The 18790-nt window shown below is 30.5% G+C and carries 19 protein-coding genes; 8 read left to right on the forward strand and 11 right to left on the reverse strand.

Annotated elements, in window-relative coordinates; translation table 11 throughout:
- Positions 1-14 precede the first annotated feature (14 nt).
- The 10 genes from cobT to EYW44_RS12690 form a co-directional block, all read right to left on the reverse strand.
- Positions 15-1040: a nicotinate-nucleotide--dimethylbenzimidazole phosphoribosyltransferase gene (gene cobT / locus EYW44_RS12650; RefSeq protein ID WP_132724032.1), complete on the reverse strand. Its 1026-nt coding sequence runs from the start codon at positions 1038-1040 to the stop codon at positions 15-17.
- Positions 1041-1047: 7 nt separating this feature from the next.
- Positions 1048-1551, reverse strand: coding sequence for a bifunctional adenosylcobinamide kinase/adenosylcobinamide-phosphate guanylyltransferase (locus tag EYW44_RS12655; RefSeq protein ID WP_132724033.1), 504 nt, complete (start codon positions 1549-1551; stop codon positions 1048-1050).
- Between the two features lie 188 nt (positions 1552-1739).
- A complete protein-coding gene (locus tag EYW44_RS12660) occupies positions 1740-2537 on the reverse strand; it encodes an SDR family NAD(P)-dependent oxidoreductase (protein ID WP_132724034.1) in 798 nt (265 codons plus the stop codon).
- 203 nt (positions 2538-2740) lie between these two features.
- Positions 2741-3379, reverse strand: coding sequence for a putative phosphothreonine lyase domain-containing protein (locus EYW44_RS12665; protein WP_132724035.1), 639 nt, complete (start codon positions 3377-3379; stop codon positions 2741-2743).
- Positions 3380-3384: 5 nt separating this feature from the next.
- Positions 3385-4044, reverse strand: a complete 660-nt coding sequence (locus EYW44_RS12670) for a hypothetical protein (protein WP_132724036.1) — start codon at positions 4042-4044, stop codon at positions 3385-3387.
- A gap of 5 nt (positions 4045-4049) precedes the next feature.
- Positions 4050-4466 carry a hypothetical protein gene (locus EYW44_RS12675; RefSeq protein ID WP_132724037.1) on the reverse strand — a complete coding sequence of 139 codons (417 nt, stop codon included), beginning with the start codon at positions 4464-4466 and terminating at the stop codon, positions 4050-4052.
- Between the two features lie 185 nt (positions 4467-4651).
- Positions 4652-4849: an NIF family HAD-type phosphatase gene (locus EYW44_RS22885; RefSeq protein WP_207893796.1), complete on the reverse strand. Its 198-nt coding sequence runs from the start codon at positions 4847-4849 to the stop codon at positions 4652-4654.
- The gene (locus EYW44_RS22490; RefSeq protein ID WP_207893787.1) at positions 4846-5211 is read right to left on the reverse strand and encodes an HAD family hydrolase; all 366 of its coding nucleotides are present in this window, start codon (positions 5209-5211) and stop codon (positions 4846-4848) included. The genes EYW44_RS22885 and EYW44_RS22490 overlap by 4 nt, the downstream gene beginning before the upstream one ends.
- Before the next feature lie 182 nt (positions 5212-5393).
- On the reverse strand, positions 5394-5906 hold the full coding sequence (locus EYW44_RS12685; protein WP_132724038.1) for a DUF7935 family protein: 513 nt from the start codon (positions 5904-5906) through the stop codon (positions 5394-5396).
- 12 nt (positions 5907-5918) lie between these two features.
- Positions 5919-7190, reverse strand: coding sequence for an amidohydrolase (locus EYW44_RS12690; protein ID WP_132724039.1), 1272 nt, complete (start codon positions 7188-7190; stop codon positions 5919-5921).
- A gap of 235 nt (positions 7191-7425) precedes the next feature.
- Here EYW44_RS12690 and EYW44_RS12695 point away from each other — a divergent pair, with 235 nt between their 5' ends.
- Both EYW44_RS12695 and EYW44_RS12700 read left to right on the forward strand, forming a co-directional pair.
- Complete coding sequence (locus EYW44_RS12695) at positions 7426-9753, forward strand: ATP-dependent helicase (protein WP_132724040.1); 2328 nt, start codon at positions 7426-7428, stop codon at positions 9751-9753.
- 27 nt (positions 9754-9780) lie between these two features.
- Positions 9781-10503, forward strand: a complete 723-nt coding sequence (locus EYW44_RS12700) for a DUF6928 family protein (RefSeq protein ID WP_132724041.1) — start codon at positions 9781-9783, stop codon at positions 10501-10503.
- Positions 10504-10521: 18 nt separating this feature from the next.
- On the opposite strand, the gene EYW44_RS12705 is transcribed toward EYW44_RS12700, so the two are convergent.
- Positions 10522-12072 carry a hypothetical protein gene (locus EYW44_RS12705; protein ID WP_132724042.1) on the reverse strand — a complete coding sequence of 517 codons (1551 nt, stop codon included), beginning with the start codon at positions 12070-12072 and terminating at the stop codon, positions 10522-10524.
- A 137-nt stretch (positions 12073-12209) separates the two neighbouring features.
- On the opposite strand from EYW44_RS12705, the gene EYW44_RS12710 reads away from it, so the two are divergent.
- The 6 genes from EYW44_RS12710 to EYW44_RS12735 all read left to right on the forward strand — a co-directional run bounded on the left by EYW44_RS12710 (position 12210) and on the right by EYW44_RS12735 (position 18684).
- Entirely contained in the window at positions 12210-13385 is a 1176-nt protein-coding gene (locus EYW44_RS12710) for a 2-isopropylmalate synthase (RefSeq protein WP_132724043.1), read from the forward strand.
- Positions 13385-14767 carry a 3-isopropylmalate dehydratase large subunit gene (leuC, locus tag EYW44_RS12715; RefSeq protein WP_132724044.1) on the forward strand — a complete coding sequence of 461 codons (1383 nt, stop codon included), beginning with the start codon at positions 13385-13387 and terminating at the stop codon, positions 14765-14767. Before EYW44_RS12710 ends, leuC begins: the two co-directional genes overlap by 1 nt.
- 1 nt (position 14768) lies before the next feature.
- Complete coding sequence (gene leuD / locus EYW44_RS12720) at positions 14769-15347, forward strand: 3-isopropylmalate dehydratase small subunit (RefSeq protein WP_132724045.1); 579 nt, start codon at positions 14769-14771, stop codon at positions 15345-15347.
- A gap of 19 nt (positions 15348-15366) precedes the next feature.
- A complete protein-coding gene (leuB, locus tag EYW44_RS12725; RefSeq protein WP_132724046.1) occupies positions 15367-16482 on the forward strand; it encodes a 3-isopropylmalate dehydrogenase in 1116 nt (371 codons plus the stop codon).
- Between the two features lie 611 nt (positions 16483-17093).
- The gene (locus EYW44_RS12730) at positions 17094-17432 is read left to right on the forward strand and encodes a P-II family nitrogen regulator (RefSeq protein ID WP_132724047.1); all 339 of its coding nucleotides are present in this window, start codon (positions 17094-17096) and stop codon (positions 17430-17432) included.
- Between the two features lie 13 nt (positions 17433-17445).
- A complete protein-coding gene (locus EYW44_RS12735) occupies positions 17446-18684 on the forward strand; it encodes an ammonium transporter (protein ID WP_132724048.1) in 1239 nt (412 codons plus the stop codon).
- Positions 18685-18790 lie beyond the last annotated feature (106 nt).

Here is an 18790-nt window from a genome sequence, read left to right on the forward strand (position 1 = left end):
TATATAATCAGTAATTATTCAGCCTCACTTACATTAGCACTTTTAAAAGTAGCCATGTTGTTTAAAAAAGTTACTGCCGATTTAACTATTGGAAAAGCCACAGCAGCACCTGAACCTTCACCTAATCGCATACCTAAGTTCAATAATGGTTTTGCTTGTAAAAAAGATAACATTTTTTCGTGACCTTGCTCTCCAGATGTATGTGCAAATATGCAATAATCAATAATATTTTTATCGATAGCATATGCAGCAAGTAGGGCAGAAGTAACAATAAAACCATCAATTAAAAGAGTCATTTGTAAAGTAGCAGCTTCTAACATTGCACCACACATCATTACAATTTCAAAGCCTCCAAAAGCCGTTAAAGCTTCTTCAGCAGATGAAACTGTATGAAGATTATACACTTTTCTTAAAATTTCAGCTTTTTTTACAACACCTTCATCATTTAAACCTGTTCCTTTACCAACACATTTTTCGATAGGAGTATTTGTAAAGTAGCTCATCAACAAAGAAGCTGAAGAGGTATTACCAATTCCCATTTCACCAAATCCTACAATATTGGTTCCTTCACTGTAAATTTTTCTAATAATTTTTTTACCAGTTTCTAAAGCTAATTCAAACTGCGCTGAAGTCATCGCTTTCTCTGCAGCGTAATCTTTAGTTCCAAAGTCTATTTTATGATGAAGCAATCCTGGAGTATTTTCAAAATCAGCATTCACACCAGCATCAATAATATGTAAATTGATATCGTTTTGCTTGCAAAAAACATTAATAGCCGCTCCACCGTTTAAAAAATTGAAAACCATTTGTTGGGTAACTTCTTGTGGGTAAGGACTGACAGCATTATTTTTTACTACACCATGATCTCCTGCAAATACTAAAATAGTAGGCTTAGAAATAACAGGATTCAACGTATTTTGAATTTCTCCTATTTGTTTTGCAATGGTTTCTAAAGTTCCCAAAGCACCAATTGGTTTAGTTTTAAAATCTATTTTCTCTTGTAAATCAGCGATTAATTCTTTAGAAATAGCAGGTATCATAAAAAAATTATTTTAAAGTTAAAGGTAAGCCAGATACCATAAAAGTAGCTTTATCAGCTCTTTGTGCAATGTATTGATTCATCCAACCTTGAAGTTCTGTAAATTGTCTACCAGATTTAGTTTGAGCATGCAACCCCATTCCTATTTCATTAGATATAATAATAATAGTAGCATTTACTTTTAACAGTTTATCAAACTCTTCTTTAGCTAGTTGTAGTGATTTTTCTACATTGTATTCGGTATCAGTATAATAATTGGTAAGCCATAGTGTAACACAATCAATAACTACAGTGGCATTTTCAGGAATAACAGCGGTAATATTTTTCTCCTCTTCTAAGGTAGTCCAACGTTCATCTCTTTCGTTAATATGTCTTTGTACTCTTTTTTTAAAGTTGTCGTCCCAAATTCTAGAAGTTGCCAAATAATAAGGATTATCGGCTAAAGATTCTGCTAATTGTTGTGCATAGGCACTTTTTCCAGATCGTTCACCACCGCTTATGTAGTATATCATTGTACTTTGACTTAGTTGGTAGCAAAGATTGTAATTTTTGTTGAAATATTACGATTTACAACAACTGATTTTTATTGTTTACAAAGCTTTGTATAAAAAATCGAACCTGTTTTTTGCGGGTAATCTAGCTAAAACAAATCCGATTATTAAATATTGTTGCTACAAATAAAGTAGCAGCAGTAAGTTATTTATGAATTCAATATTTTTTCTGTTTCAGAAATTAGTGTTGTAACCTTTTCTTCATTATAGGCGTCAGGATGTGCATCGTTAAAAGCACCTCTATCATTATCAAAATAATAACCACTCATTTCTGAAAACTTATCTAAAGTAGCAAGTTCAAATAAAATATTAGCACCTTTATCAGCTGAAGACCAATGTTGACCATAGGCTTCTTTTACCATTTTAGTATTTAATAATGAACCAGGATTTACAGCGATGGTATTTATAGTAGGATATTGTTTTGCAAAAAAGAAACTCCACATAGTTAAAGCTAATTTACTTTGTGCATATGCTTCTTGATCAGAAAGTTCTTGACTTCCCTTTAGAGCTTCTATAGAGACAGGAGCTTGTGCTGCAGAACTTAAATTAATAACTCTAGCTGCCTCACTATTTGATAAAACTGTTTGTAAACCATTGGTTAAAATATATGGAGCAAAATAATTGACAGCAAATCGTAGATCTAAATTTGTATTATTTTTAGTAATGCTACTTTTAAAAACTCCAGCATTATTTATTAAAACGTCTATAGATTTATGAGTTTCTATAATGTTCGAAAGCATTTGATCAATACTTTTAAAATCAGATAAATCAGCAATAAAACCACTAATATTTTCATTGTTTGACGCTTCCTTTACATCTACAATAGTATCGTTTAATTTTTGTTGGTTTCGTCCATGTAAAATTACTTTATCTCCATTTTTAGCAAGTAGTAAAGCAGTTAATTTACCAATTCCGTCAGTGCTTCCTGTTATTAAAATAGTTTTCATAATGATGTTTTATGTTTAAAGAGGCTTTTTTAAGCTATACTAATTATAGTAGCAAAATTAATTATAGCATTTAATTTGTGCAATAACGGTTAAAAATGATAGTATAAAAGAGTATATTACAGAGTAATCGATTTATCGAGGCTTGTTTCTGTTTTTAGTATGATTTTCAAAAAATGTAATGCCGCTATCATAGATTTTTATATCTACTCGCTAAAGTAAAAACAGTTATTATTTAGTTTTTCTTGATGTTTTATTTGAAAACCTAATCTGATTAATTTTCGTTTTTCAATATTAAGTTCAGTATCGTTAAGATTTAATTTGATGAACTTGAAAAGAGGTTTACCATGATGATCTTTTTCGATGAGTGATACATGTTTATTGAAACTATTTTCTTTAAGTTTTTTTAAGACATTAAAATAAGCTTCAGAATAACTAAAAGTTGCAGCTAAGTTTTTATATCCTTTACTTTCGTATTTACCAATATCTTTATCTAATTTGTAAATCAGTTTGTGATTTATACCAAGCGCACGTATATTTTTCTCTATTCTCTCTACATCTTCTTTATTATCAAAGTTAGCAGTGTAGATACAGATAACTTTATAATCAGGGTCTAAAGCGTTTTTATTTGTTTTTGCAGTAGAAACCTTTGCACTATTACCTAACTGACCATTAATAACAGATTCTCTTATAGTAAACCAGACTGCATCAATCCCACTGATGTGTTCAAAAATCATCCATTTTCCACTATTTCCTCTTTTTAGTGTATAGTTATCTTTTTCATTAAAAGCGTAAATCCAATAGTCGTCGTTAACTTTACTTGGGGATTTTTGGTCTGGACTCATACAATTTATCTTCTGAATTTTTTAGCTTTTTGTAATGTAGTATCAAATTCAATCTCAACTTCAATTTTATCTAGTAGTTTTCTAGCATTGCTCAATGGGTGTTCAGGGAAATCTAAATCATATTTTCTTTCTTCTGATTTGTTCATTAATAAGCCTTCAGATATCGCAGAGTTGTAAGGATCACTAAACCAACCTTCATAACCGTTATCTCCTATGGTTATTTTATTTTCATTTAGTAATTTAGAAGCAATCATACTGTCTCTTATTCCAGTAGTTCCAATTTCAGGAGCTTGAATTTTTATAACATAACTATGGTTTTCAAAAGGAATAGTTAATGAAGCTAAATATGTCATTCCTGTTGGCTGTTGTTGAATTTTAAAAATAGTTCTAATTACATTGAAACCTTTTATATCTATCATTTCGACTTCAACTAGGCCTCCATTGTAATTGGAAATTTGATTTCTATAAAAATCTCTGAGTTGTCCAATGTCTTTGATGGTTGGTAAATCAGGTTTTAAATCAAAAAAATTAACAGATAAAGCAATTGTTTGTGCTGGATTAATCCATTGCTTAATGTCCGAGGTGTTTTTATCAATATTCCAGTTCATATTTGGTATTGAAATGGAATCAATATTTATTTTATCTTTTTTAAAGAATTTAAACATAGATTTTATTTGGTTTCTTCTGAATGTATTTGATGTATCTTTTCATTTAACTCTTGATTCTTTTTAAGAATTTTTTGCTGTTGTTTACCTTTAACAATAAAAGATATTCCTCCGAAAGTTATTATAATTCCGACTACTAACGATATTAATAATAAAATAATAAGACCAGCAACTATAAGAAAAGCACCGTAGTTAATATTTTTTTGTGGATTTAAAGAACCATTTTGAGCTCTTGAATTTCCTGCGGCAGCAAGTTTCATGTTTAAAACTCTTTCAGCTTCTTTTTCATCTTTTATAAAGTGACTACAATTATTAGAAAAATTTGGTTTTTGATTCGTTAAATTACAAACAAGTCCCGTTTTAAAGTCAACTTTTCTATTTTGACATATTTTACAGTACTCTAACTGTTCAGTTAAATTCATATTCAATTTTTTTATTTGTTAGTTTTTAGCAATGCAAAACTACATTAATTCTGTTTAAGTACAACTTAATGATGTGATTAAGTTCTTTTTTTTGTAGCTGTGCAATTATTTATTCAGGAAAGTTTAGTGCTTCGTTAATTAAAATATCTTTACCTTTCTACAACTTGATTTTCATTTCTAAATTTTTATGTATTTGAATTGATACTTTTATTCCTCCATCCTCTTTTTTCAATAGCTCTTACATTCTCAATATCTTTTATAGAAATTAAATATTCAGATAGAATTTTTAGTTCGTTATCACTTTTGTTTCCTTCAAAAGGATTGATGTAAATAGCATTGCCAAAGTTGTTTTTGGTTTTTTCAGGAGAGTCATCAACAATCAGTGTTTTTTTAAACTAAAACCTTGTTTTTTAACTTTTCTAAGTCTTTTTTCTTGAACGTATCTATCCAATTGATAATCCCTAGTTAAAGTACATCTACTTTTAGCCCAAACAAATTCAAACTCTATTTCAGAAGGTTGAATTGTTTTTACAATATCATGTACATATTGATCATCAGCCGAAGACCAAACAGCAAGTTTATAGTGTCTACTCATATCAATTAAAAATTGAGTTACGTTTGGTCGTTTATATACAAAGTATTCTGAGTATTTAAAATCAGGTTCAAGTTCAAGCTTGGTTTCGGTAGCATGAATTAGTGTTTCATCCAAATCAAGTACTAGCAATATTTTTTCTTCAGTATTCAAATTATAGCAATTTATAGATTATAAAAATTAACTGAATTGTAACAAAAGGAGATGTATTAATAATAGCGTTTTAGCCCCATTCTTTTTCAATTACTAGCATTCAGTGTGAAGGAAAGTTTTTTTAGCATAAACTTATACCTATAGCAAAGGTATGTAAAATTAAAAGGTTGTTAGGAGTACTCCTAAATCAACCTTTTAACCTCTTGTTTGATAATAGCAATAGCTGTTTCTGTTGGGCTTTCAACTTTAGCATATTCTATTAATAAGTTTTCTCTAAGTGTTTTAGCATTATCACTAGCTTCTGCACTAGAACGAATTTTATTAATGATAGCTAACTTAGAGCCTACAACTGCTTTCCAAGCATTGTCGTGTACATAAATCTGTTGTACTAAATTATGTTCGTATTCTTGCTCAATATTTGCAATTAATAAGTGTACATAACTATCAGTATCTTCTCCAATAGGATGCACTCTTAATAATAATTTTGCAGGATTTATACGTTCACAAAATAATAAAAGTCGTTCATAAGCTTGTAATTTGGTAGGTAAGCTTTCTCTTTTTTTGTTGATTAAAGCTTCCATTTTTTTTTCGTTTTCATCTCTTTGTAAAAAAGAACTGAACATAAAAAAGGCAACACCACCAGTTATCAAAGCAGGCAAAGCAAAAGCGAGTCCTTCTATTAATTTTTCTTGCATTTATATTATAGTTTAATTGTTTAAAAAGTCTAACGCTAAATTAGTCATTGTTTCCACACCTAACTGCATTCCTTTTTCATCAATAATAAAATCAGGTGTATGATGTGGATATGGATTATCATTCCCAACAGTTTTTCCTCCTAAGAAAAAGTAAAAACCAGGTACTTCTTTTTGAAAAAACGAAAAATCTTCAGCACCAGTAATGGCTTTTATTTCTTTTACATTATTTGTACCAGCTACCCTTTGTAGTGTTGGTAATACTTTTTGGGTTAAATCAACGTCATTAAATGTAATAGGATATCCTTTTTCAATTTCAATAGTTGCTTCAGCTCTGTACGATTTTGCAATAGCAGGTACCATTTCTTTCATACGATCGTTAATTTGTTTTTGCATACCGTAATCTAACGTTCTAATAGTTCCAATCATTTCAGCAGATTCAGGAATAATATTACTACGAACACCAGAATCTATTTTTCCAACAGTAATAACAGCACCTTCATTAGTTAGGTCAATTTCTCTACTCACAATGGTTTGCAAACCATCAATAATTTTAGCTGAAATCATAATAGGATCAATACTTGTCCAAGGCCTAGAACCATGAGATTGTTTCCCTTTTACTTTTATTTTAAAAGATTGAGATGCTGCCATAATTCCTCCTGGTTTATAGCTAATAGTACCAACATCAAATCCAGAGGCTATATGCAATCCAAAAATAGCATCCACATCAGGATTTTTCAATACTCCTTCTTTTACCATCAATTCAGCGCCACCTTCTTCACCTTCAGGAGCTCCTTCTTCAGCAGGTTGAAAAATAAATTTCACAGTTCCTTTTATATATTTTTTGTTTTTAGCCAATACTTCAGCTACTCCCATTAAAATGGCAATATGAGTATCATGTCCACAGGCGTGCATAACACCAACATCTTTACCTAAGTATTTAGAAGTAACATTTGATTTAAACGGTAAATCGTTTCTTTCAGTAACAGGTAATGCATCAATATCTGCACGTAACGCAACTACTTTTCCTTTTTTAGATCCTTTTAAAATACCAACAACTCCAGTTTTAGCTACATTTTCTTGAGTTTCTATGCCTAAAGATTTAAGGTGTGCAGCTATTTTTTTAGCGGTATTAAATTCTCTATTAGAAAGTTCTGGATTTTTATGAAAATGCCTTCGCCATTCAATTACTTTTTGTTCAACATTTTTAAAATCATTAGAAAAATCCTGAGCAAAGAATGAAATGCTACTAAACAATAAAACGATACAGAAAATACATTTTTTCATAATTAGAGAAGTGTTTTTAAATTTTAATGGTTCCTACGAAAATACATAATTTTTCAGTGTTAAAAGAATCGTCTGAATCTCTAAATCTTAATATGATTTGTCAATATATTCTATGGTTTAATTTGGGTTAAATAGCTAACGATAAAAATGTGAATAAATTTTCAAAAATTCTATTTATTAACGCAGAAATAATCAGTAATTTTCAACCTTAAATACTTTCATTAAATTTTATTCATTGAGTACTTATTTAGAACAACTTAACGAACCACAAAGAGCAGCAGTTATACAAAAAGACGGTCCTATGATTATCATTGCAGGAGCAGGATCTGGTAAAACAAGAGTATTAACGTACAGAATTGCACATTTAATGCAAAATGGAGTTGATGCTTTTAATATTTTATCGTTGACCTTTACCAACAAAGCTGCAAGGGAAATGAAGGAAAGGATTGCGGGTGTAGTTGGACATAGTGAAGCTAAAAATTTATGGATGGGAACATTCCACTCTGTTTTTGCTAGAATATTAAGATCAGAAGCAGATAAATTAGGGTATCCATCTAACTTTACCATTTACGATACACAAGATGCAGTTCGTTTGATTACTTCTATTATTAGGGAAATGAAATTGGATAAAGATAGATACAAACCAAAGCAGATTTTGAGTAGAATATCGTCTTTTAAAAATAGCTTAATTACAGTAAGAGCATATTTTAATAATCCAGATTTACAAGAAGCTGATTTAATGGCTAGCAGACCGAAAGTAGGGGATATTTATAAAGAATATGTAGATAGATGTTTCAAATCGGGAGCAATGGATTTTGATGATTTGTTATTGAGAACAAATGAGTTATTGGCTCGTTTTCCAGATGTGTTGGCAAAATATCAAGACAGATTTAGATATGTAATGGTAGATGAGTACCAGGATACCAACCACTCTCAGTATATTATTGTAAGAGCTTTAGCAGATCGTTTTCAGAATATTTGTGTAGTAGGTGATGATTCGCAAAGTATTTATAGTTTCCGTGGAGCTAACATTAATAATATCTTAAATTTCCAGAAAGATTACCCAGATGTAAAAACATTTAAGTTAGAACAAAACTATCGTTCTACTAGTAATATTGTAAATGCAGCAAACTCGGTAATTGAAAAAAATAAAACCAAGTTAGATAAAGAAGTTTGGACAGCTAATGATCCTGGAGGAAGCATTAAAGTAATGCGTACCATTTCTGATGGAGAAGAAGGACGATTTGTAGCGCAGTCTATTTGGGAAAACATGATGAATCATCAGTTAAAAGCAGATGCTTTTGCTGTTTTATATAGAACAAATTCGCAATCAAGAGCAATTGAAGATTCATTACGAAAGAAAAATATTGATTATAAAATTTACGGAGGAATCTCTTTTTACCAACGTAAAGAAATTAAAGATTTACTTTCATACTTACGCTTAATTGTCAATCCTAGTGATGAAGAAGCATTAAAAAGGGTGATCAATTATCCTGCTAGAGGAATTGGAGCTACAACTATTGACAAAATAACGATTGCTGCCAATCATTATAACATCAGTATTTTTGAGCTGATTGCAAATGTAGGCAAATACGATTTAAAAGTAACTTCAGGGATCAAGGTAAAAATGCAAAACTTTGCTAATATGATTCAGCGTTTTCAAATAGAAACCAAGACTAAGAATGCTTATGAAATTTCTGATTTGGTTGTAAAACAGGCTTCATTAGTAAAAGATTTACAAAAAGATGGTACCCCAGAAGGTATTAATAAAGTAGAAAATGTACAGGAATTATTAAACGGTATTAAGGACTTTATTACCGATAAAATAGAAATGGGAGAGGATGCTTCTTTAACATCATTTTTAGAAGATGTAGCCTTGGCAACCGATTTCGATTCAGATAAAAATGGTGACGTTCCTAGAGTTGCATTAATGAGTATTCACCAATCTAAAGGACTAGAGTTTCCTTATGTTTATATTGTTGGTTTAGAAGAAACTTTATTTCCTTCTGCCATGAGTATGAATACCAGAAGTGAGTTAGAGGAAGAACGTAGATTGTTTTATGTGGCATTAACTCGTGCAGAAAAGCAAGCTTACCTAACATATGCACAAACACGTTATAGATGGGGTAAGTTAACTGATGGTGAACCAAGTAGATTCTTAGAAGAAATTGATGATCAGTATTTAGAATATATTGCTCCAAAATTACCAGAACCAAGTGTGAATAGATTTATTGACGCTAGTCTGTTTGATGATTCACCTAAGAAAATACGTTTTCAAAAACCTATTCAAAGAAAACGTAAAGAATTTGAAAAGAAGAAAGATGCTTTATTACCAAATAAAGGTAAAATGAAAAAAGTTTCTGAAGTAAGTGGTAATGCGAATTCAAATTTATTTGATAGTGAAGTTGTAGTAGGTAGCATTATTGAGCATAACAGATTTGGTCAAGGAGAGGTAATAGGACTTGAAGGAAAAGGACCTAACAAAAAAGCAGAAATTCAGTTTGCTATTGTTGGTAAAAAGAAATTATTACTACAATTTGCAAAGCTAAAAGTGATAGGATAATTCAAAAGAGAATATAAAAATTGTAATATGGGATGGAAAGTATCAGCATTAATAGTAAACTCTGATAAGCGAGTTGATGAGAAAGAACTTTTGAGTAAGTTAGGGTTTAATCAATTAAAAGAAATAGAAAGTAAATCTTTTGATGAGATCATGAATCCTGATGATGATGAGGTTTACATCGGTACTCATAAAGGAAATTTAATTATTTGTGCTCAAGATTTCCCTACCACATTTTTAAATCAAGTTGTATTAAAAGGGGAGAAGGCTTTGACAAGTTATTTTCCTAATATAGAGATTTGTTCCATCTTATTACACAGTGTTGTAAATTTTTGGGGATATTCAATTTCTAAGAACAATGAAAAGATAAGAGTAAGAGGAGGAAGTGCAGAAAGCGGAACTTTTATAGAATATGGTAATCCGGTAGAACAAGAGTTAGACTTACTATCAAAATCAACTGAAAATGATGGAGAAAGATTGTTTAGTTTTGAAGACGATCCTGATGAAGTTTATACAGATGATCAAGTAGGAGAGAACTTTGTTTTTGAGATTACTAAAAGATATTTTAATGAAAGTTTAGATGTTAATGATGAACTTTTAGAAACCGAATTAAAAGGATTTTCATATCAAAATCCTACATTTAATACCGTTGTAAAAGAAGAAAAGAAAGAGCAAAAATGGAAAAAATATCTTTCTATTATAATTGTGATAATTATACTACAATTATTGAGAAAGTTATTCTTTAGTAACTAAAAAAAGTAAAACCTCTATTTAAATAGAGGTTTTACTTTTTATGATTTCTGCAACTGTTTTGTTTTGAATTTTACTTTCTAACCATGACAGAATGTCAAGGTATAAAAAAGCACGTTTTTCGTACGGATGATTTTTATAAATAAGTAAACGTTCGTGAATTTTTTTAAACTCTTTTTTAAATTCATGCGGATATAAATCTCCTAAAGATCTAATAGATTCAATAAAAACTTTTTGTACTTCTTGTAAATTTTCCATTTTCAATAAATACTTATAAGTTTCTTTAAACTGTTTTTCTAGGTGATAGTCTAAGCCACATTCATAATGTGCTAAAAGGTTTAAAATTCTTGCAAAACACTGCAAATCTTCACCAACATATATTTTTTTAGTTTGAATTATTTTAGACAGATAATCAATACATTTTTTATTATCTCCCATTCCAAAATACAAACAGGCAATCTTGTAATAAAATCGAGTAATATGATGTTCGTCTAAAAGATGATTGTAGGTTTTAATTTTATCATTAACAATATCTACTAAATAAGAACCTTCTTCGAAGGTACCTTCCATAAAATGCTTATGAAGTTTATTAGAATATAAATATTGAAAAATAAGAACTTCGGTATTATTATTTTTAGGAATCGCATCATTTGCTACTTCACTTTCAAAAATTAAAAGTTCTTTATTAAACTCTTTTTTATGTTGAATGAAAAATAAAGATTCTAAAAAGTAGTTGTATCCTTTTAAATAAAAAACAGGATGAATTTCTTTCATTTTAGGAAACTCTCTAAATAAGTGTACCCATTTAGAAGAATATTTATATCCGTGTAAAAAATCTTGTGTTAAAAAACATCTCCATAAGTTGGCTTTATATAACCATAATCGCTCTCTAAATCCGAGTAATTCGTAATTAAATGTTGGTAATTTTTTATTGAAATAATCATCAATCTCTTTCAATTCACGATCATTTCTTGCATATCCAATTTTAAGTAAAATTCCATACAATTGTAATGATAGGTTAGAAAGCTTACTAGTAATTACATTTTGAGTACTTAAATCTTTAGCCTGAATGGTTAATTCATCAGCTCTGGTACTAATACTTCTTGTTATATATTGAGTTTCAATAACTTTTTCTAATTCAACAATTTCATAGGCAATATTTTTTTCTTCATTATCAATAGCCATGGTTTTAGCTTTCTCAAGCATTTTTAAACTCTGTTTATATAAACCTTTCTGATATAAAACAGTAGCAAAATCTAACTGTTCACGTATTTGAACTCTAATATTTTTATGAGCAGGATTCATACGCAAACTAATTAGTAACTGTTTGTACAAATGTGCCTTTAAATTAGAAAGCTGTTGTTTGCTAACAATGCCACTTTTTATAATGGCTTTTTCATCATATTTTTTTTGTTTTTCTAAAAACTTAAATAGAGCAAAAAACTTCGCATCAGTATTACCAACCAATCGTCCAACATACAAGTTGAATTGTCGTTTTTCAGACTTGGTTAATGACTGAATTAACACAAATAAAGTGTCATTATGTTGATTAGCTTTTGTAAAATTATTCATTTTAAGTTACTGATTGTTAGTTTTTTAAAGATTTTATTTTTGGGGCTAGGTGTCGTAGGATTGATTGAAAAACACTGTGTTTCTATAAATCTAATATATACATTTGAATTATATAAATAACAATTACTTTAAGAATGATGGATGCAAACAAAGTTCAAATTTTCGATACTACATTACGTGACGGAGAGCAGGTGCCTGGTTGTAAGATAGATGCTAAACAAAAATTAGTAATTGCAGAGCGACTGGATTTGTTGGGGGTAGACATCATAGAAGCTGGTTTTCCTGTTTCAAGTCCGGGAGATTTTACTTCGGTAAATGAAATAGCAAAATTAGTTAAAAATGCTACTGTATGCGGATTAACCAGGGCGGTAGAAAAAGATATTGAAGTTGCTGCCAAAGCATTGAAACCTGCAGTAAGAGGAAGAATTCATACAGGAATAGGAACAAGTGAATCACATATTAAGTATAAATTTAAAACCACAAGAGAAGAAGTAATAAGAAGAGCTAAAAAAGCAGTTTCTTATGCTAAAAATTTTGTAGATGATGTTGAGTTTTATGCTGAAGATGCTGGTAGAACAGAAAATGAGTTCTTAGCAAAAGTATGTGAAGAAGCTATTAAATCAGGAGCAACAGTTTTAAACATTCCTGATACAACAGGATATTGCCTACCTGAAGAATATTCAGCAAAGATTAAATTTTTGAAAGAAAATGTGAAAGGGATCGATTCAGTGATATTATCATGTCATTGTCATAACGATTTAGGATTAGCAACTGCAAATTCAATAGCAGGAGCAATAGCTGGTGCTCGCCAAATTGAATGTACTATTAATGGTATTGGTGAAAGAGCTGGTAATACTGCTTTAGAAGAGGTAGTTATGATTTTAAAACAACACCCATATTTAAACTTACAAACAGATATAAATACGAAACTATTGTACGATACTAGTTTAATGGTGAGAGAGAAAATGGGAATGCCTGTACAACCAAATAAAGCGATTGTTGGAGCAAATGCTTTTGCGCATAGTTCTGGAATTCATCAAGATGGTGTAATTAAAAATAGAGAAACCTATGAAATTATGAATCCGGAAGATGTTGGAGTTACAGAAAGTGCTATTGTATTAACTGCAAGAAGTGGTAGAGCAGCATTAGCCTATAGAGCTAAAAAAATAGGGTATGAGTTAACTAAAATTCAGTTAGACAAAGCTTATCAAACATTTTTACAATTTGCAGATAAGCAAAAAGAAGTAATTGATGATGATATTCACGTCATTATGAAACAAGTAAGTAGAATTTCTAAAATAGCCATTGCATAATGGGAAAAACATTATTTGAAAAAGTATGGGATGCACACGTAGTTGACACTATTGAAGATGGCCCTCAAATTTTATATATTGATAAACATTTAATTCATGAAGTAACAAGTCCACAGGCTTTTAATGAATTAAAAGAAAGAAATATACCGATTGCTAGACCCGATAAAATTGTGGCAACAGCAGATCATAACACTCCTACACAAAATCAACATTTACCTATTAAAGACGAGTTGTCTAGAAACCAATTAGACCAACTCGAAAAAAATTGTAAGGAACATGATATTACTTTATACAAATTAGGACACGAATACAATGGTATTGTACACGTAATGGCGCCTGAATTAGGAATTACACAGCCTGGTATGACTATGGTTTGTGGTGATAGCCATACGTCAACACACGGAGCTTTTGGCACTATTGCGTTTGGAATAGGAACTAGTCAAGTAGCACAAGTATTTGCAAGTCAGTGTTTATTAATTCAAAAACCTAAAAGTTTACGAGTAACAGTAAATGGTAAACTAAAAAAAGGAGTATTGCCTAAAGATGTAATTTTATACATCATATCTAAAATAGGTACAAATTCAGGAACTGGATATTTCTGTGAATATGCAGGAAATGTGTTTGAAGAAATGTCTATGGAAGGTAGAATGACTGTTTGTAATATGAGTATTGAAATGGGAGCAAGAGGAGGAATGATTGCTCCTGATGAAACTACTTTTGAGTATGTGAAAGGTAGAATATTTGCGCCTGAAGGAGCCGCTTTTGATGAAAAAGTAGCGTATTGGAAAACGTTGAAAACCGATGAAGATGCAGTGTTTGATAAAGAGTATTCTTTTGACGCAGCTGATATTGATCCAATGATTACCTACGGAACTAATCCAGGTATGGGAATAAAAATAAATGGAGTTGTGCCATCAGAAAATAATGCTTCTTTTGATCAAGCATTAAAATATATGAACTTCCAAAAAGGAAAAACATTAGTAGACACCCCAATTAATTACGTGTTTATAGGAAGCTGTACAAACTCTAGGATAGAAGATTTTAGAGTGGCAGCTGACTTTGTTAAAGGAAAACAAAAAGCATCTAATGTAAATGCTTGGTTAGTGCCAGGTTCTCAACAAGTAGTAAAACAGATTAAAGAAGAAGGTTTACACACTGTATTTGAAGCAGCTGGTTTTGAATTGCGTCAACCAGGTTGTTCGGCTTGTTTAGCAATGAATGATGATAAAATTCCCGAAGGAGAGTATTGTGTTTCTACATCAAATAGAAATTTTGAAGGAAGACAAGGGCAAGGAGCACGTACTATTTTAGCGAGTCCTTTAGTGGCAGCCGCAACTGCTATTGAAGGAAAAATTGTAGATGTAACTAAATATTTAAATTAAGATGGAAAAGTTTACAAAGTTAGAAGATACCGCTGTACCGTTAGCAATTGAAAATATTGATACAGATCAAATAATACCTGCTCGATTTTTAAAAGCCACTGATAAAAAAGGGTTTGGCGATAATGTATTTAAAGATTGGAGATTTCATAAAGATGGAAGTGTGAATGAATCTTTTGTATTAAACAACAAAAAATACAACGGTAGTATTTTAATAGCAGGCGATAATTTTGGATGTGGATCTAGTAGAGAACACGCAGCTTGGGCTTTGGTTGGTTATGGATTTAAGGTAGTTATTAGTAGTTTTTTTGCAGATATTTTTAAAGGAAATGCTTTAAATAATGGAATGCTACCTATACAAGTAACTCCAGAATTTTTAGCACAATTATTAAAAGAAGTTACAGAGAATCCAGCAACAAAGTTAACAGTAGATTTAGAAAATCAAGAATTACAAACGACATTTGGTAACGCAAAGTTTGAAATTAATTCATACAAAAAGTTATGTCTCATAAATGGTTATGACGATATTGATTTTTTAGTAAGTAAAAAAGATAAAATAGAAGCTTTTGAAGTTTCATTATAAAATATAATAGTCCTCAATTATGAAATTTAACATTACAGTAATTCCAGGAGATGGAATAGGACCAGAGGTAGTAAATCAAGCTCAAAAAGTATTAAATGCTATTGGTGAAGTGTACGATCATACTTTTTTATATGAAGAAGTATTAATGGGAGCTTGCGCTATAGATAAAGAAGGAACTCCTTTACCAGAAAAAACATTAGCATCTTGTAAAAAAAGTGATGCCATTCTTTTTGGAGCTATTGGAGATCCTAAATACGATAATGATCCATCAGCAAAAGTAAGACCAGAACAAGGGTTGTTAAAACTAAGAAAAGAGTTAGCATTATTTTGTAATGTGCGTCCTGTGAAAGCTTACGATCAATTAATTAAAAACTCTCCTTTAAAAGAAGAAATTATTAAAGGGACTGATATAGAAATTTACAGAGAATTAACAGGAGGAATCTATTTTGGAATCAAACAATTAAGTGATGATAAACAAATTGCTTTTGATGGTTGCTCTTATTCTGTAGAGGAAATTGAAAGAATAGCACATTTAGCATTTAAAGCTGCCCAAGGTAGAAGTAAAAGATTGACCTTAGTAGATAAAGCTAATGTATTAGAAACTTCTCGTTTATGGAGAAAAACAGTTAGTGAGTTATCTTCTCAATATCCAGATGTAGCAGTTGACACCATGTTTGTAGATAATGCAGCAATGCAATTAATTTTAAATCCAAAACAATTTGATGTGGTATTAACAGGAAACCTTTTTGGAGATATTCTATCAGATGAAGCTAGTGTAATTGGAGGATCTATTGGTTTATTAGCTTCCGCATCTGTAGGAAATGAAAATGCATTATTTGAACCTATACACGGATCTTATCCGCAGGCAAAAGGTAAAGATATTGCCAATCCATTAGCCTCTATACTATCAGCAGCTATGTTATTAAGGCATTTAAAACTATCAAAAGAAGCTGAAGCTATAGAGAAAGCGGTAGAAAAATCATTAGAATTAGGTATTACAACAGAAGATATCCAATCTCAGAGTAATTTTAGTACTTCTAAAGTTGGTGATTTTATTGTGGATTATATTCACAATCAAGAAGATAGTAATATCAACTTTAAAAACATACACATGGGTCAGAGTACCATCATTTAATGATGGGTATGTAGGTAAGTTTTTGATTATTATATTTTTAAATTAGTAGGGTTTGCTCCTTCAATCAACTATAATCAAGGCTTGCTTGTATGAAAATCCATGTAAAAAATAGCTGAAAATACACTTTAAAAATAATTGAATTGCTTTGTAAAAACTAAATTTTCAAACCTTATGGTTTGTTTATTTGCATTAATTATAAGGCACTTCAATTTTGAAGTGCTTTTTGAGTTTTTAACACCTAAAACTGTTTTTTAGCAGTTTTTATCTTGTTTTTTGATTTTTTTAATGCTGATAAATGTTAAAAAACGCTTTTTTTTTAACAAAACTATATTTTTCAGAGATTCATAAAATGACTACGTAATATTACGTATATGGTAATTGCAATATCTCTTTTTTAAACCGAATTATCATATTATTATTTTTAGATATGTTTTTTTAACGCGTGTTTGTTTTATGAAATCGTTTTCGTTTGTTTCACAGTGTTTTATATTTTGATTTTTCAATTATACCCTATAGATTTGGGATATGAGGGTATGGACTTTTAATAAGAAATACTATCAAAAAAACTAACAAAACTGTAAAATAATTTTTTAAAATTTCTACGTAACAACATGAAAAAAATCGAAGCCATAATAAGGAAGTCTAAATTTCGAGAAGTTAAAGAGGCACTACATGAGGTAGGTGTTAATTTTTTCTCTTATTGGGATGTAACAGGTTTAGGAAACGAAAAAAAGAGTCATATATATAGAGGAGTTTCTTACAGCACTAGCGACATTCAAAGACGGTACTTATCTATAGTGGTGAATGACGATTTTGAAGAAGTTACAATCAACACAATTTTAAAAGCAGCTTCTACAGGAGAAGTTGGTGACGGTAAAATTTTTGTAAGTGATATTAAAGATGCTTACAGAATTCGTACAGGAGAAAAAGGAGGAGAAACATTAAACTAATACAAAGATTATCATGGAAACATTAACAACAGGCAATGTATGGATGATGATCTGTACTGCATTAGTATTTTTTATGCACTTAGGTTTTGCTTTTTTAGAAATAGGCTTAACAAGACAAAAAAACACATTAAACATTTTATTTAAGAATATCTTTATAATTACTTCAGGACTTTTATTATATGCGGCTTTCGGATTTAATTTAATGTATCCTGGTTTTGCAGAAGAAGCATTAGGTATTTTTGATTTTTCAGGTTTTGGTTTAAAAGCACCAATGAAAGACGATGCTTTAGATTTATCTTACAACGATAATTATACCTATTGGACAGATTTTCTTTTTCAAGGAATGTTTGCAGCAACTGCGGCTACTATTGTATCTGGAGCAGTAGCTGAACGAATGAAAATTTTACCATTCATGATTTTTACAATACTTTATGTAGGTTTTGTATACCCAATAGCAGGTTCATGGAAATGGGGAGAAGGCTTTTTACATCAATTAGATACTCCTTTTTATGATTTTGCAGGTTCTACATTAGTACATTCAGTTGGTGGTTGGGCTGCTTTAGTTGCAGTTTGGTTATTAGGTGCAAGAATAGGAAAGTTTAAAAATGGAAAAGCTCAGGCAATTCCAGGTCATAATATTCCATTAGCAACAGCAGGAGTTTTAATTCTTTGGTTAGGTTGGTTTGGATTTAATGGAGGTTCAGTTTTATCTGCAAATCCAGCAGCAACTTCATTAACATTAGTAACTACTTGTTTGGCAGCTGCAGCAGGAGGAGTTTTCTGTGCAATTGTTTCTACAATTATGTACAAGAATTTAGATTTAACAATGTTTTTAAATGGAATTTTAGGAGGACTTGTGGCTATAACTGCTGGTGCTGATCAAATGGGACCAATGGATGCTATTATTGTTGGTAGTATTGGTGGTGTTCTTATTGTGTTAGCTGTAAGTTTAGTAGATAAAATTAAGTTAGATGATCCTGTAGGAGCAATTGCAGTTCACTTAATATGTGGAGTTTGGGGAACATTGGCTGTTGGCTTATTTGGAAAATTAGCAGGCGGCGCTCAGCTTGTAAGTCAGTTAATAGGTATTGGAACTTATGCAGTTTTCTGTATTGCAACCTCTTTTATTATCATTTTTACATTAAAGAAAACAATAGGAATACGAGTATCAGAGAAAGAAGAAGTGGAAGGATTGGATACTCACGAACACGGTATGACTGCCTATTCAGATTTTAGATTAAACGAACGTTAATAGTAATATCATCGTTTAACAACAATACTTTTTTGAAGATTCATAGCAACTTCAAATACTAAACTATTTGAAGTTGTTATTCTAAATAATTTTTTTGACAACAAAA

It is taken from the genome of Tenacibaculum sp. M341 (assembly GCF_004337695.1).
In the GTDB taxonomy this organism is placed as follows: domain Bacteria; phylum Bacteroidota; class Bacteroidia; order Flavobacteriales; family Flavobacteriaceae; genus Polaribacter.

Bases quoted from the DNA above. Each gene is read 5' to 3' on its own strand.
- cobT (WP_132724032.1), bottom strand. From the start codon at position 1,040: ATGATACCTGCTATTTCTAAAGAATTAATCGCTGATTTACAAGAGAAA.
- EYW44_RS12655 (WP_132724033.1), bottom strand. From the start codon at position 1,551: ATGATATACTACATAAGCGGTGGTGAACGATCTGGAAAAAGTGCCTAT.
- EYW44_RS12660 (WP_132724034.1), bottom strand. From the start codon at position 2,537: ATGAAAACTATTTTAATAACAGGAAGCACTGACGGAATTGGTAAATTA.
- EYW44_RS12665 (WP_132724035.1), bottom strand. From the start codon at position 3,379: ATGAGTCCAGACCAAAAATCCCCAAGTAAAGTTAACGACGACTATTGG.
- EYW44_RS12670 (WP_132724036.1), bottom strand. From the start codon at position 4,044: ATGTTTAAATTCTTTAAAAAAGATAAAATAAATATTGATTCCATTTCA.
- EYW44_RS12675 (WP_132724037.1), bottom strand. From the start codon at position 4,466: ATGAATTTAACTGAACAGTTAGAGTACTGTAAAATATGTCAAAATAGA.
- EYW44_RS12685 (WP_132724038.1), bottom strand. From the start codon at position 5,906: ATGCAAGAAAAATTAATAGAAGGACTCGCTTTTGCTTTGCCTGCTTTG.
- EYW44_RS12690 (WP_132724039.1), bottom strand. From the start codon at position 7,190: ATGAAAAAATGTATTTTCTGTATCGTTTTATTGTTTAGTAGCATTTCA.
- EYW44_RS12700 (WP_132724041.1), top strand. From the start codon at position 9,781: ATGGGATGGAAAGTATCAGCATTAATAGTAAACTCTGATAAGCGAGTT.
- EYW44_RS12705 (WP_132724042.1), bottom strand. From the start codon at position 12,072: ATGAATAATTTTACAAAAGCTAATCAACATAATGACACTTTATTTGTG.
- EYW44_RS12710 (WP_132724043.1), top strand. From the start codon at position 12,210: ATGGATGCAAACAAAGTTCAAATTTTCGATACTACATTACGTGACGGA.
- leuC (WP_132724044.1), top strand. From the start codon at position 13,385: ATGGGAAAAACATTATTTGAAAAAGTATGGGATGCACACGTAGTTGAC.
- leuD (WP_132724045.1), top strand. From the start codon at position 14,769: ATGGAAAAGTTTACAAAGTTAGAAGATACCGCTGTACCGTTAGCAATT.
- leuB (WP_132724046.1), top strand. From the start codon at position 15,367: ATGAAATTTAACATTACAGTAATTCCAGGAGATGGAATAGGACCAGAG.
- EYW44_RS12730 (WP_132724047.1), top strand. From the start codon at position 17,094: ATGAAAAAAATCGAAGCCATAATAAGGAAGTCTAAATTTCGAGAAGTT.
- EYW44_RS12735 (WP_132724048.1), top strand. From the start codon at position 17,446: ATGGAAACATTAACAACAGGCAATGTATGGATGATGATCTGTACTGCA.